Source organism: Demequina flava, from assembly GCF_000975035.1.
GTDB classification, from domain to species: Bacteria; Actinomycetota; Actinomycetes; order Actinomycetales; family Demequinaceae; genus Demequina; species Demequina flava.
This window is the reverse complement of record NZ_BBRA01000002.1, coordinates 205,537-219,032: the sequence shown is the minus strand read 5'-3', so window position 1 is coordinate 219,032 and position 13,496 is coordinate 205,537. Positions and strand designations below refer to the sequence as shown.

General features: G+C 65.1%; 14 protein-coding genes. All 14 read left to right on the top strand.

Going from position 1 to position 13,496, the window contains the following annotated elements:
* Nucleotides 1-45 precede the first annotated feature (45 nt).
* The 14 genes from efp (at nucleotide 46) to AOP74_RS09485 (ending at nucleotide 13,455) form a co-directional block, all read left to right on the top strand.
* Nucleotides 46-609 (top strand): elongation factor P, encoded by a 564-nt coding sequence (efp, locus tag AOP74_RS09550; protein ID WP_061962155.1) that lies wholly within the window; start codon nucleotides 46-48, stop codon nucleotides 607-609.
* A complete protein-coding gene (gene nusB, locus AOP74_RS09545; protein WP_061962154.1) occupies nucleotides 609-1,034 on the top strand; it encodes a transcription antitermination factor NusB in 426 nt (141 codons plus the stop codon). The genes efp and nusB overlap by 1 nt, the downstream gene beginning before the upstream one ends.
* A gap of 37 nt (nucleotides 1,035-1,071) precedes the next feature.
* On the top strand, nucleotides 1,072-1,506 hold the full coding sequence (locus tag AOP74_RS09540) for a YrhK family protein (RefSeq protein ID WP_061962153.1): 435 nt from the start codon (nucleotides 1,072-1,074) through the stop codon (nucleotides 1,504-1,506).
* A gap of 57 nt (nucleotides 1,507-1,563) precedes the next feature.
* Nucleotides 1,564-2,109: a bifunctional pyr operon transcriptional regulator/uracil phosphoribosyltransferase PyrR gene (pyrR, locus tag AOP74_RS09535; RefSeq protein ID WP_061962152.1), complete on the top strand. Its 546-nt coding sequence runs from the start codon at nucleotides 1,564-1,566 to the stop codon at nucleotides 2,107-2,109.
* A complete protein-coding gene (locus AOP74_RS09530; protein WP_061962151.1) occupies nucleotides 2,106-3,071 on the top strand; it encodes an aspartate carbamoyltransferase catalytic subunit in 966 nt (321 codons plus the stop codon). Before pyrR ends, AOP74_RS09530 begins: the two co-directional genes overlap by 4 nt.
* Nucleotides 3,064-4,371, top strand: a complete 1,308-nt coding sequence (locus tag AOP74_RS09525; RefSeq protein ID WP_061962150.1) for a dihydroorotase — start codon at nucleotides 3,064-3,066, stop codon at nucleotides 4,369-4,371. The genes AOP74_RS09530 and AOP74_RS09525 overlap by 8 nt, the downstream gene beginning before the upstream one ends.
* Nucleotides 4,368-5,498, top strand: coding sequence for a glutamine-hydrolyzing carbamoyl-phosphate synthase small subunit (carA, locus tag AOP74_RS09520; RefSeq protein ID WP_082096239.1), 1,131 nt, complete (start codon nucleotides 4,368-4,370; stop codon nucleotides 5,496-5,498). The genes AOP74_RS09525 and carA overlap by 4 nt, the downstream gene beginning before the upstream one ends.
* On the top strand, nucleotides 5,498-8,791 hold the full coding sequence (carB, locus tag AOP74_RS09515) for a carbamoyl-phosphate synthase large subunit (protein ID WP_061962148.1): 3,294 nt from the start codon (nucleotides 5,498-5,500) through the stop codon (nucleotides 8,789-8,791). Before carA ends, carB begins: the two co-directional genes overlap by 1 nt.
* Before the next feature lie 115 nt (nucleotides 8,792-8,906).
* On the top strand, nucleotides 8,907-9,749 hold the full coding sequence (gene pyrF, locus AOP74_RS09510; RefSeq protein ID WP_201774326.1) for an orotidine-5'-phosphate decarboxylase: 843 nt from the start codon (nucleotides 8,907-8,909) through the stop codon (nucleotides 9,747-9,749).
* A 38-nt stretch (nucleotides 9,750-9,787) separates the two neighbouring features.
* Nucleotides 9,788-10,099 carry an integration host factor, actinobacterial type gene (gene mihF / locus AOP74_RS09505; RefSeq protein WP_061962146.1) on the top strand — a complete coding sequence of 104 codons (312 nt, stop codon included), beginning with the start codon at nucleotides 9,788-9,790 and terminating at the stop codon, nucleotides 10,097-10,099.
* A complete protein-coding gene (gene gmk, locus AOP74_RS09500; RefSeq protein WP_061962145.1) occupies nucleotides 10,100-10,654 on the top strand; it encodes a guanylate kinase in 555 nt (184 codons plus the stop codon).
* Nucleotides 10,655-10,704: 50 nt separating this feature from the next.
* On the top strand, nucleotides 10,705-10,971 hold the full coding sequence (gene rpoZ / locus AOP74_RS09495) for a DNA-directed RNA polymerase subunit omega (protein ID WP_061962144.1): 267 nt from the start codon (nucleotides 10,705-10,707) through the stop codon (nucleotides 10,969-10,971).
* A 9-nt stretch (nucleotides 10,972-10,980) separates the two neighbouring features.
* A complete protein-coding gene (locus AOP74_RS09490) occupies nucleotides 10,981-12,381 on the top strand; it encodes a bifunctional phosphopantothenoylcysteine decarboxylase/phosphopantothenate synthase (protein WP_061962143.1) in 1,401 nt (466 codons plus the stop codon).
* A gap of 372 nt (nucleotides 12,382-12,753) precedes the next feature.
* A complete protein-coding gene (locus AOP74_RS09485; RefSeq protein ID WP_061962142.1) occupies nucleotides 12,754-13,455 on the top strand; it encodes an endonuclease domain-containing protein in 702 nt (233 codons plus the stop codon).
* Nucleotides 13,456-13,496: the final 41 nt, after the last annotated feature.

Below are 13,496 nucleotides of genomic sequence, written 5' to 3'. Positions count from 1 at the left end.
TCGTCTGCGGTTCAAAAACAAGACTTCAACGACAGGACATCACTCGTGGCCTCTTCAAACGACATCAAGAACGGCACCGTGCTGAATCTCGACGGCAACCTCTGGACCGTCATTGACTTCCAGCACGTTAAGCCCGGCAAGGGTGGCGCGTTCGTGCGCACCAAGATGAAGAATGTCCTCTCCGGCAAGGTCGTCGACAAGACGTTCAACGCTGGCGCCAAGGTCGAGATCGAGACCGTCGACCGCCGCGACATGCAGTACCTCTACAACGACGGCACCGGCTACGTGTTCATGGACCCCAACACGTTCGACCAGGTCACGATCAACCCCGAGATCATGGGCAACGCGACCGACTACCTGCTCGAGAACGAGAAGGCCACGATCGGGTCGCACAACGACAACCCGATTTTCCTTGAGCTGCCCGCATCCGTGGTTCTCGAAGTCACCTACACCGAACCTGGCCTGCAGGGCGACCGTTCTTCCGGTGGCACCAAGCCCGCGACGCTCGAGACCGGCAAGGAAATCCAGGTCCCGCTGTTCCTCGAGCAGGGCACAAAGGTCAAGGTCAACACCGAGTCGGGCGACTACCTCGGCCGCGTGAACGACTAGTGAGCGCCCGCACCAAGGCACGCAAGCGCGCCCTCGACGTCCTCTTCGAGGCCGAACAGCGTTCTATGCCGCTGGCACAGGCGCTGGAAGAGCGCCTGGTGAACTCGGGACGCGAGACTCCATTGCCGGAGTACGCCCGCGAGATCATCAGGGGAGTGATCGCGCGGCGCCGCGAACTCGACTCGATCATTCAGGACGCGGCTCCTGATTGGACTCTCGACCGCATGCCAGCCGTGGACCGCAACTTGCTACGCATCGGCTCCTGGGAACTGTTGTGCAATGACGAGGTCGCCTCGGCTGTCGCGATCGACGAGGCCGTGAGCCTGGCTGTCGAACTGTCGACCGACGACTCGCCGCGCTTCATCAACGGCGTCCTGGGCCGTATTGCCCGCGACGCACCCGCATTGGGTTCGGAGCCCGCTTAACTCGAGCACCCCGATTGGTAAGTGCTAGGTGTAGTTCATGACCAAAGCGAACCCGGAGCAGCCCGACCACGATCCTCGCCATCACGGTGATTCTGCACACGGATATGTCGCCGGTGAGGGCGAGGGCGTCTCGATCTTCTCGGAGCCCTACGGGGATCTGAGCATCCGCGTTGGCAAGCGGCAGATCGACATTGAGAAGCGTTGGGAAGCCGCGTCAATACTCAATGACCTCTTCACGGGTCTGCTGTTTGTCGCCGGCTCCATCCTGAACTTCTTCAGCGATTACGAGACCGCCGGGCTGGTCCTGTACCTGTTGGGTTCGATCTTGCTGTTGGTGCGCGCTCTCATCCGGCTACGGCGCCGAATTTACGTGCGGGGTATGCAGGGGCGGTCCCGTCCTCGCATCTACCGCCCGGATCTTGATGCACCTGCTGATTCGGACACTCACGACCGCGATCCTCAGGTAGGCTGACGGACGACAGATTTCCTTTAAGGACCGTCCAGAGAGGCGGGGAAGGAGGTCGCCAGGATGACTGGCACCATTCTTGGTGCGCCCGACATCGGACGCGCACTCACACGCATTGCTCACGAGATCCTCGAACGCAACGAGGGCCCCGAGCACCTCGTCCTTTTGGGAATCCCCACCCGCGGCGTTCCGCTCGCTCACCGCCTGGCCCAGCGCCTCGCCGAGGTCGAGCCCAGCTTCGACGCCGCCGCCCGCTGCGGAGCGCTCGACATCACCATGTACCGGGATGACCTGCGCAAGCAGCCCACCCGCAGCATCGGCCCTACGACGCTCCCGAAAGTCGGCATCGACGACGCCACCGTGGTCCTGGTCGACGACGTCCTGCACACCGGCCGCACCATCCGCGCTGCACTGGACGCGATCAAGGACGAGGGCCGCCCCAAGGCCGTCCAGCTCGCAGTCCTCGTGGATCGCGGCCACCGCGAACTTCCCATCCGCGCGGACTACGTGGGCAAGAACATCCCCACCTCGCGTTCCGAGCGCGTTGACGTGCACCTGGGCGAGACCGATGACGAAGACGCCGTGATCCTGTCCGGAGGCCGCTCATGAAGCACCTGCTCGGCACCCAGGACATGACCCGCGAGGACGCCACACTCATCCTCGACACCACCGCGCAGATGGCCGCCACGCAGGATCGCGAGATCCGCAAGCTGCCCACATTGCGCGGCCGGACTGTCGTGAACCTCTTCTTCGAGGACTCCACCCGCACGCGCATCAGCTTCGAGGCCGCCGCCAAGCGCCTCAGTGCGGATGTCATCAACTTTTCCGCGAAGGGCTCCTCGCTGTCCAAGGGGGAGTCGCTCAAGGACACCGCGCTCACGCTGCAGGCCATGGGGGCCGATGCCGTTGTCATCCGCCACTGGGCCTCCGGCGCCGCAGACCGTCTCGCGCAGTCCGGCTGGATGCACGGCGCGGTCTTGAACGCTGGCGACGGCACGCACCAGCACCCCACGCAGGCGCTGCTGGACGCTTTCACGATGCGTCGCCACCTCGTCACCGAGCCGGACGGCAGGGGTCTGGACGGGCTCACGGTCGCGATCGTGGGCGACGTCCTGCACTCTCGCGTGGCCGGCTCCAACATCGCGCTGCTCAAGACCCTGGGCGCCAACGTGGTGGTCGTCGCACCGCCCACGCTGATCCCGTTCGGCATGGCGGCGCGTGAGGACATCTCCGTCCACTACACGCTCGACAGCGCCCTCGAGGCTCACGACTTCGACGCCATCATGATGCTGCGCGTCCAGCGCGAGCGCATGACCGGCGGGGGATCGGGGTTCTTCCCCTCGCCCGAGGAGTACACGCGCCTGTTTGGCCTGGACCGTGCCCGCATGGACCGCATGCCCGAGCACGCCATCATCCTTCACCCTGGCCCCATGAACCGCGGCCTGGAAATCTCTGCGGAGGCAGCGGACTCGCCGCGGTCCGTGATCGTCGAACAGGTCAGCAACGGCGTCGCCGTGCGCATGGCCGCCCTGTACCTGCTGCTGTCCGGAGAGGAGGCGCCCAATGACTGAGACGGACGCCATCGTCATTGAGAACGCGTCGCTGTATGGCGACACCACCGCCGACCTTGTGATCGTTGACGGACGCATCGCTTCCTTGGATAGGGCCGATGCTCCGGCTGGCGCCCGTACGATCGACGCCTCCGGTCTGGTCGCCCTTCCGGGCTTGGTGGACATTCACGTTCACCTTCGTGAGCCCGGGCGTGAGGACGCCGAGACCATCGAGACGGGGTCGCGTTCTGCCGCCAAGGGCGGCTTTGTTGCCGTCCACGCCATGGCGAACACGACCCCCACCGCGGACACCGCCGGTGTCGTGGAGCAGGTTGCCTCGCGGGGTAAAGAAGTCGGTCTGGTCGACGTCTATCCCGTGGGTGCCGTCACCGTGGGGCTCGAGGGCAACCAGCTCTCCGAGATGGGCGCCATGGCCAACTCGCGTGCCCAGGTGCGCGTGTTCAGCGACGACGGCAAGTGCGTGCACGACCCCGTGCTGATGCGCCGCGCGCTCGAGTACGTCAAGACGTTCGACGGCGTCATCGCCCAGCACGCTCAGGACCCGCGCCTGACCGAGGGTGCCCAGATGCACGAGGGTCTGGTGTCGACCGATTTGGGGCTGGCCGGATGGCCCGCCGTCGCAGAGGAGTCGATCATTGCTCGCGACGTGCTGCTCGCTGAGCACGTCGGCTCCCGCCTGCATGTGTGCCACCTGTCCACCGCCGGATCCGTGGAGATCATCCGCTGGGCCAAGGCCAAGGGCATCGACGTGACCGCCGAAGTCATGCCGCACCACCTGCTGCTGACCGATGAGAACGTGCGCGGCTACGACCCGCGCTTCAAGGTCAACCCGCCGCTTCGCACCCAGGCCGACGTCGACGCCGTCCGCGCGGGACTGGCCGACGGCACCATCGACATCGTCGCCACCGACCACGCTCCGCACCCGGACGAGGACAAGGACTGCGAGTGGGGAGCCGCCGCGATGGGCATGATCGGCCTCGAAACGGCCGTCGGCATCGTGCAGAAGACCATGGTGGACAGTGGCGCCCTGTCGTGGCGCGATGTGGCGAGGGTCATGTCGACAACCCCAGCCAGCATCGGCCGGGATGAGGGCCACGGTCGCCCCCTTGAGGTGGGCGAGCCTGCCAACATCACCCTCATTGACCCCACGGCCACGTGGACGGTGGAGCCCAGCGCCACCGCCTCGCGGTCCAACAACTCGCCCTTTGGCGGGATTGAGCTTCCGGGACGCGCCGTCGCCACCTTCCTGCGCGGCCGCCCCACCTACACTGACGTTTCGTTTGAAGGAGCATTCGCGTGACTGACAGCCCCGCGGTCCTCGTCCTCGAGGACGGCCGGACGTTTGAAGGCGCCGCTTACGGCGCCACCGGCCAAACCCTGGGAGAGATCGTCTTCAACACCGGCATGACCGGCTACCAGGAGACACTCACCGACCCTAGCTACCACCGTCAGATCGTGGTCATGACGGCACCCCACATCGGCAACACCGGTGTCAACGATGAGGACGATGAATCCCGTCAGATCTGGGTTGCCGGGTACGTGGTGCGCGACCCCTCCCGACGTTCCTCGAACTGGCGCGCCCAGCGCACGCTCGACGACGACCTCGAGGCACAGGGGATTGTCGGTATCTCCGGCATCGACACCCGCCAGCTCACGCGTATCCTGCGCGAAGGCGTAATGCGTGCGGGCATCTTTAGCGGCGACGCGTTGGCCCCTGTCGAGGAGCTCGTGTCGCGCGTCAAGGCTGGTGCCGAAATGTCTGGTGCACACCTGGCCGATGAGGTCACGGCTCCTGAGGCTTACGTGGTTGAACCCGCCGAGGGTGCGGAGAAGGTCGCTGACGTTGTGGCCGTCGACCTCGGCATCAAGGCCAACACGCCCCGCATGATGGCCGAGCGCGGAATCCGCGTCACCGTCGTGCCCTCCTCGTGGACCGCTGAGCAAATCCTCGCCGAGAACCCTGACGGCGTGTTCTTCTCCAACGGGCCGGGCGACCCCGCCGCGGCGACCCACGCGGTCGACCAGCTGCGCAAGGTGCTCGACGCCAAGGTGCCGTTTTTCGGCATCTGCTTCGGCAACCAGATGCTGGGCCGCGCGCTCGGGTACGGCACCTACAAGCTCCAGTTCGGCCACCGCGGCATCAACCAGCCCGTGATGGACCGCACCACCGGCAAGGTGGAGGTCACCGCTCACAATCACGGCTTCGCCGTGGACGCGCCGCTGGAGGGGGAGTCGGACTCACCCGCCGGATACGGCCGCGTCAAGGTGTCCCACGTGTGCCTCAATGACGACGTCGTCGAAGGCCTCGAGTGCCTCGACCTGCCCGCCTTCTCCGTGCAGTACCACCCGGAGGCCGCCGCAGGTCCGCACGATGCGTCCTACTTGTTCGATCGTTTCATCTCCGTCATGAAGGGGGAGCGCGTCTGATGCCCAAGCGCGACGACATTTCCTCAGTCCTCGTCATCGGCTCTGGCCCCATCGTTATTGGCCAGGCCTGTGAGTTCGACTACTCCGGCACCCAGGCGTGCCGCATCCTGCGCGCCGAGGGCGTGCGCGTGATCCTGCTCAACTCCAACCCCGCCACGATCATGACGGACCCGGAGTTCGCGGACGCCACCTACGTGGAGCCCATCACCACCGAGGTGATCGAGGCGATCATCGAGAAGGAGCGCCCTGACGCGCTGCTCCCGACGCTTGGCGGCCAGACTGCGCTGAACGCAGCGATCGATGCTGACGCCGCTGGCATCCTCGCCAAGTACGACGTCGAACTCATTGGCGCCAACCTCGAGGCCATCAACCTGGGCGAGAACCGCGAGCTGTTCAAGGGTGTCGTGGAGCGCTGCGGCGCTGACTCGGCCGCCTCGCGCATCTGCCACACCATGGACGAGTGCCTGGCCGCTGCGGAGGAACTGAACTACCCGGTCGTGGTGCGCCCGTCGTTCACGATGGGTGGCCTGGGCTCCGGCTTCGCGTACGACGAGGAAGACCTGCGCCGCATCGCCGGTGCCGGCCTGCACTATTCGCCCACCACCGAAGTTCTCCTGGAGGAGTCCATTCTGGGGTGGAAGGAGTACGAGCTCGAGCTCATGCGCGACCGCAACGACAACGTGGTGGTGGTCTGCTCGATCGAGAACGTGGACCCGGTCGGCGTGCACACCGGCGACTCCGTGACGGTGGCGCCCGCCATGACCCTCACCGACCGCGAGTACCAGCGCATGCGCGACGTGGGCATCGCGATCATCCGCGAGGTGGGCGTGGACACCGGTGGCTGCAACGTGCAGTTCGCTGTGGATCCGTCTAATGGGCGCCTCATCGTCATCGAGATGAACCCGCGCGTGTCGCGCTCGTCTGCGCTGGCGTCGAAGGCCACCGGATTCCCGATCGCGAAGATCGCCGCCAAGCTGGCCCTGGGGTACACGCTCGACGAGATCCCCAACGACATCACCGGCTCCACCCCGGCATCGTTCGAGCCTTCGCTCGACTACGTCGTCGTCAAGGTGCCCCGCTTCGCGTTCGAGAAGTTCCCGGCAGCGGACCCCGTCCTCACCACGACCATGAAGTCCGTGGGCGAGGCAATGTCGATTGGCCGCAACTTCACCGAGGCTCTCGGCAAGGCACTGCGCTCGATCGACAAGAAGGGCATGAACTTCCGCTGGGAGGGTGCCGCTCCGTCCGACGCTGAGGTCGCCTCGCTACTCGAGGCGATCATGATCCCGACGGAGAAGCGCTTTATCCAGGTCCAGCAACTCCTGCGCGCCGTGTTGGCCGGCAACTGCACCCTCGAGCAGATCTTCGACGCATGCAAGATTGACCCGTGGTTCCTGGACCAGATGCTGCTGATGAACGAGATTGCCGCGGATGTGGCTGACGCGTCCTCGCTGGACGCTTCGCTGCTGCGCACCGCCAAGCGTCACGGTTTGGCCGATGCTCAGATCGCCCAGTTGCGTGGCATCTCGGTGGAGGCCGTGTTTGAGGCTCGGCGCGAGTTGGGTGTTCAGCCCGTCTACAAGACCGTCGACACCTGCGCCGCAGAGTTTGAGGCGCGTACGCCGTACCACTACAGCTCGTACGAGACCGAGAACGAGGTTGCCCCGCGTGAGCGCGAGGCTGTCTTGATCCTCGGCTCAGGCCCCAACCGCATCGGCCAGGGAATCGAGTTCGACTACTCCTGCGTCCACGCGGCCCTGAGCCTCAAGGACCAGTACGAGACCGTCATGGTTAACTGCAACCCCGAGACCGTCTCCACTGACTACGACACCGCCAACCGCCTCTACTTTGAGCCCCTCACGTTCGAGGACGTGATGGCTGTGTACGAGGCAGAGAAGGCTGCGGGCCCGGTCAAGGGCATGTTCGTACAGCTCGGTGGTCAGACCCCGCTGTCGCTCGCAAAGCGTTTGGCCGATGCTGGGGTTCCGATCCTCGGTACGTCGCCTGAGGCGATCGATAACGCTGAGGACCGCGCGGCCTTTGGGCGCGTGCTGGATGGCGCTGCGCTTCCGGCGCCGGCCTATGGCACGGCTCACGGCATCGACGAGGCCATCGAGATCGCTGAGCGCATTGGCTACCCGGTGCTGGTGCGGCCTTCGTACGTTCTGGGTGGACGCGGTATGGAGATCGTCTATGACCGCGCGCAGCTCGAGGACTACGGCACGCGCATGGCGGACGTGGGCGATCACGTCACCGACGCGCCCCTGCTGATCGACCGCTTCCTTGATGACGCGATCGAGATCGATGTCGACGCGCTCTACGACGGCGAGGAGCTCTACCTCGGCGGTGTCATGGAGCACATCGAGGAGGCCGGTATTCACTCCGGTGACTCCGCGTGTGTGCTGCCTCCGGTGACGCTGTCGCTGTCGGAGCTCGAGCGCATCCGCACCTCAACCGAGGCGCTTGCCAAGGGCATCGGCGTACATGGCCTCATGAATGTCCAGTACGCGCTGCAGTCCGGCGTCTTGTACGTCCTCGAAGCGAACCCGCGCGCATCCCGCACCGTGCCGTTCGTGGCGAAGGCCACGGGTGTGCCGCTGGCCACTGCCGCGTCACTCGTGATGGCAGGAACCTCGATCGCTCAGCTCAAGGCCGATGGCGTGCTACCTGAGGTCGACGCTGCGCGGATCGACATGGACCAGCGTATCGCCGTGAAGGAGGCGGTGCTGCCGTTCAAGCGCTTCCGCACCCACGAGGGCCTGGTCGTTGACACGGTTCTGGGACCGGAAATGCGTTCCACGGGTGAGGTCATGGGCTTTGACTCGACCTTCCCGCTGGCGTTCGCCAAGTCGCAGTCCGCAGCCTTTGGTGGCCTTCCCACTGGTGGCAAGGCATTCGTCTCCGTGGCCGACCGCGACAAGGGGGCGATCTCGTTCCCGATCGCGCGCCTGGCTCAGCTCGGCTTCGAGATCCTCGCAACGGCTGGCACCGCTCAGGTCCTGGGACGCTACGGCATTCCCGCCACGGTGGTGCGCAAGTACTCCGAGGGCGTGGGCCCCGACGGTGAGCCGACGATCGTGGAACTCATCCACGCCGGTGAGGTCCCGCTCGTGATCAATACGCCGGAGGGCCAGGGAGCGCGAGCCGATGGCTACGAGATTCGTGCTGCAGCAACCGCTGCGGACTCTGCAATCGTCACGACGACTCAGCAGTTGTCCGCCGCCGTTCAGGCGATCGAGGCGCTCCAGGCCGGTCCTTTCGAGGTCCTGAGCCTGCAGGACGCCACCGCCTGACCTCATTCACCACAAGTCGATACGTCCCGATGTGCTTGACCGCACATTGGGACGTATCCGCAGGTAGCATGGCCACAATGACCGATGCTGCATGCGTCGCCTAAGGAGAGACCGAATGACATTCGGTGCACGTTTGTCGAACGCCATGGCCGAGTTTGGCCCGCTCTGCGTCGGCATTGACCCCCACCCCGAGCTCCTCGAGCAGTGGGGGCTACCCGACTCACCACAATCCTTGGTGAGCTTTGGTGAAGCGGTGATTGAAGCATCGGCCGGACACGCCGCAGCAGTAAAACCCAACGCCGCCTTCTTTGAGCGGCACGGCTCTCAGGGCGTTGCAGCCCTCGAGGCGGTGTTGCGCGCAGCCCGTGAAGCGTCGCTGCTGTCGATTCTGGACGCCAAGCGCGGCGACATCGGATCCACGATGGCCGGTTATGCGCAGTCGTACCTGGTACCTGGCGCTCCGCTGGAATGTGACGCGCTGACCGTATCGCCATACCTGGGCTTCGGTTCGCTCGCGCCGGCGGTTTCGCTTGCGAAGGAGCACGGCAAGGGGCTGTTCGTGCTTGCGCTGACCTCGAACCCCGAGGGCCACGAAGTGCAGCACGCGCGATCCGCGGACGGTGAAGCAGTCGCGGCGTCGATTGTCCGCCAGGCTGCGGAGTTGAACGTGGGGGAGGAGCCCATGGGCTCCGTTGGACTTGTCGTGGGAGCGACAGTCGGATCGGCGGTGTCGGATCTCGGCATCGGCCTCGAGGGCCTGAACGGGCCAATCCTCGCGCCGGGAGTGGGCGCACAGGGTGCGGGTGCCAAGGAGTTGTCCCAGGTATTTGGGAACTCTCGGGGACTCGTACTCGTCAATCAATCGAGGGGGGTCCTGCGTGCAGGTCCCTTCGTTGAAAAGTTGCGCGCGGCCGTTATTGAGGCGACCGACGCAGCGAAGACAGCGCTGGCGGGATAGACCCGTCCGCACATCCTCCCCAGAGAAAGGAAGGGACCGTGGCGACACCCGAACTGTCAGATGAGCAACGTGCCGCGGCTCTCGTGAAGGCGACCGCAGTGCGTTCAGCACGCCGCGTCTTCAAGGAGAAGCTCACGCACGGCGAAATGACTCTCGAGAAGGCCATCAACGAAGCCAAGGCTGATGAGGCCCTGGCCGGCATTCGTGTCCGCGATCTATTGCAGTGCCTGCCCGGAATCGGCCCCAAGCGTGCCGAAACCGCCATGGAGGAGATCGGTATCTCCCCAGCACGCCGTGTGCGTGGACTTGGTGCACATCAGGTCGAGGCGCTCATCAAGCGCGAGGGCTGAATGGCGCAACTCGTTGTGCTCGCGGGTCCCACCGCGGTGGGCAAGGGAACCTTGCTGAAGGCGCTCTTGGACAAACACCCTGAGATTTGGGTGTCCGTGTCCGCGACAACACGTCCCGCTCGACCCGGCGAGCAGGACGGCGAGGACTATCACTTCGTCACGCACGAGCAGTTTGATGCGTTGGTGGCGGAGGACGGGTTGCTCGAGTGGGCCGTTGTTCACGGCTCCAACCGCTACGGCACGCCGCGCCAGCCTGTGCTCGACGCGCTGGCCGCAGGGCGACCTGCTGTACTCGAGATTGACCTGGACGGCGTACGGCAAGTGCGCCGCACCATGCCGGAGGCGCTGTTTGTGTTCGTTGCGCCCCCGTCCTGGGAGGAACTGGTGAGGCGTCTTGAGGGGCGCGGCACTGAGAATGAGGCCGAGCGTGAACGCCGGCTCGAGACCGCGCGGCAGGAGATGGCTGCCGCTGAAGAATTTGATGAGGTCGTCGTCAATGACGATCTCGACACCGCACTGGGCGAGCTCGAGGACATAGTTCTCCAAGCACGCTAGACTTGTGCGAGTTTTGTTACCGTTCGTCCCGCCAATTTGAGGAGTTAACCGTGGCTGGAACCGTCGCACACCCCGAGGGCATCACCAACCCGCCCATCGATGAGCTGCTCGAGAAGGTGGACTCCAAGTACGCCCTCGTGATCTACGGCTCCAAGCGTGCCCGTCAGATCAACTCGTACTACGAGGCACTCGGTGAGGGCCACTTCGAGAACGTCGGCCCGCTCGTCGAGGCCGACTCCACCGACAAGCCCCTGTCGGTCGCACTGCGCGAGATCAACGAGGGCGGCCTGCTCGACCTGGGCGACTCCGAGAAGTAACTCTCAGTCATGCGCGTCCTCCTGGGCGTCACCGGCGGCATTGCCGCATACAAGGCGGCGCTGGTGCTCCGACTGCTCACGGAGGACGGACATGACGTCCGTGTCACACCCACCGCGGCCTCACTGAATTTTGTGGGGCGCGCGACGTGGGAGGCACTATCTGGACATCCTGCACCGACGGAGACGTTTGACGACGTCCCGTCGGTGCAGCACGTTCGGCTCGGCCAACGCGCCGAGGCCGTTCTTGTCGCCCCCGCCACCGCCGACTTCCTGGCGCAGATGGCAGCCGGACGCGCGACCGACTTACTCGGGAACGCCCTTCTTGCGACCGAGGCCCCCATCCTGGTGTGTCCCGCGATGCACACGGAGATGTGGCGCGACCCCTCCGTTATCGCGAACGTTTCCACGTTGCGTTCGCGTGGCGTGACTGTGCTGGAGCCGGCCGTTGGGCGGTTGACGGGGCCCGATTCCGGTCCTGGGCGCTTGCCTGATCCTGAAGTCATTGTGGCCGCGCTGTACGAGTTGGTTGGTGCGTCCGGTGCGTCTGCCACCTCCGCACCCCCCGCTCAGGGCTCTGCAGCCTCCCGCGCCACGGACTCAACACCCTCAGTAGGGGATCTGGGTCACAATCCGGCGGAAAGTGATCCGCATGTCCTACCGGGCCGCGGAGATGGCGGCACCTGGGGCGACCTAGACGGGGTGCGCGTGCTGATCACAGCAGGCGGCACCCGCGAGCCCATCGATCCGGTGCGCTATCTGGGTAACCGCTCATCCGGCATGCAGGGCTTCGCTCTGGCAGAGGCTGCCCGCGAGCGCGGAGCCACCGTGACCGTCATCGCAGCCAATGTGACCTTGCCCTTGGGCGAGGGCGTCACGCGAGTCGATGTTGAGTCGGCGGCTGAACTCGAGAAAGCTCTGGCAAGTGAATCGCAGTCGGCGGACATCGTGATCATGGCTGCTGCGGTGGCTGATTACCGTCCGTTGTCCGCATCTGCGTCGAAGCTCAAAAAGTCCGGCGAAGAAGGACTGACGCTCGAGCTTGAGCAGACCCCCGACCTCCTTGCGGGCCTCGTCGCGCGCAAGCGGGCCAGCCACGCGACCATTCCCGAAGGCACCGCTGGTGATACTGGCGGCCAGGTCATTGTCGGGTTCGCGGCTGAAACTGGTGATGATGCGGGCTCCGTTGTCGAGCACGGCGCGTCTAAGGCTCGGCGCAAGGGAGCCGATCTCCTCGTCGTGAATGAGGTCGGCCAGGATGTCGGCTTCGGCACCGCCACGAACTCGGTCGTGATGCTGGATGCTGCTGGCGAAGTCGTCAGCGAGGCAGCGGGAACCAAACTCGCAGTCGCACACGCTGTCCTCGATGCGATTGGTGGCCTCGCCACTCCCGCCGACGCAAACGGTGCATGAAACTGCGGATTCTGCCCTGATTTTGAGCGCTTTCCTGCACATAGCAATACGTGAGCGTCGTCCCCATCCCCGGGATACCGCGCAGCTGTCCACCCCTCAGGAGCAACACCGCCACGCACGGGTCTGACCGCGCTGGAATGAGGCGTGCCGAGTGACCCCATCCCTCCCGAGCCGCCGCGCGCCGGCGAATGTTTGTCGCGCTACATGGCTCGGGTTGAAAGACCGCTCTCCAGGGCCCAGGTTCTTGCCGCCTTCTCTCGCTACAGCCTGGACCAGGCACTTGAAACGGCAAAGGTCGTGCGGATCAGGCCGGGCATCTTCGTAGCGGCGCAACACGCACGCGACCCGAGGTGCCGTGCCGCGGCGCTCCACATGTGGATCCCACGTGGCCTCGTCTCAGCGCAGACGGCTTTGGCTCTCTTCGAACCTACGTGGCAAGTCCCGGGCGAAGATGTGCTCGTGGTTCCTCACGGCTACCGCGTGTCCGTGCAGCCCAACCTCACGGTACGTTCCACCCGCACCTGGCCAGCCCACCGCACCGTGAACGGAGTGCCTACAGTGACGCCATCGAACGCGGTCCTCGATGCGTGGGCGCTGACTCCAGTGCGCCTCGCTGCGGACGTGGTCTACCGCGCGTTGTGGAAGCGCATTGTTTCGGCACCGGAACTCGCAACAGACCTAGCGAGTCGCCCCAGGTTGAAGCGTCGCCGTGAGCTAGCTGAGCTCCTTGGCTACTTTCTTGACGGCGCGCAGTCTCCGATGGAGGTGATCGCCAAGCGTGACGTATTTGTGGGCCGGTCGTTCTCCGAGTTCACTTGGCAGCACACCATCCGCGCGCGTCGCCGGACTGTGGTGGCGGACATGTGCCATGAGCGGGCACGGTTGATTGTCGAGTTCGACGGCCGTGCGTTCCACGCTGATGAGCAGTCGTGGGCCCGTGACCGCGAGCGCGATGTACTTACGGCGAGCCTTGGCTATCAGACGCTGAGGCTCACGTGGCGTGATCTCACCAAGCGCCCGGAGTGGTGCCGATCCATGGTGATAAATGTCGTGCAGCAACGGCTACGCGGGTGACCACGTCCGGTGCAATAAAGTGTCGAGAATCGGGGCGAAAT